Annotated in this window: 1 protein-coding gene; it reads left to right on the plus strand. The window is 71.1% G+C overall.

What is annotated here, in order from left to right:
* Positions 1–43: 43 nt before the first annotated feature.
* On the plus strand, positions 44–232 hold a 189-nt coding region (locus SB773_RS34955; RefSeq protein ID WP_410595175.1), incomplete at its 3' end, for a hypothetical protein.

Raw genomic sequence — 232 nt, forward strand, 5'->3', positions numbered from 1 at the left:
CGAGTACCTGATGTTCCTGTCGGAGGGATGCGGTGGCCGCCCGATGGTCGGGCACTCCGCCGACGGGCTGGACTGGCGGTTCGCCGAGCAGCCGTACCTCGACCTGTCGACGCTCGGCGGCTCGCTCTACGAGGTGGCCTGCGCGGCCGTCGACGGCGACCGCCTGGTGCTCGACTTCTTCTACGCGGACGAGCACGGCGACTTCGCCGCAGCCCAGGCGCTCTACGACCGG

Source organism: Bacillus sp. SIMBA_074, assembly GCF_046534555.1.
GTDB lineage: Bacteria > Bacillota > Bacilli > Bacillales > Bacillaceae_G > Bacillus_A > Bacillus_A mycoides.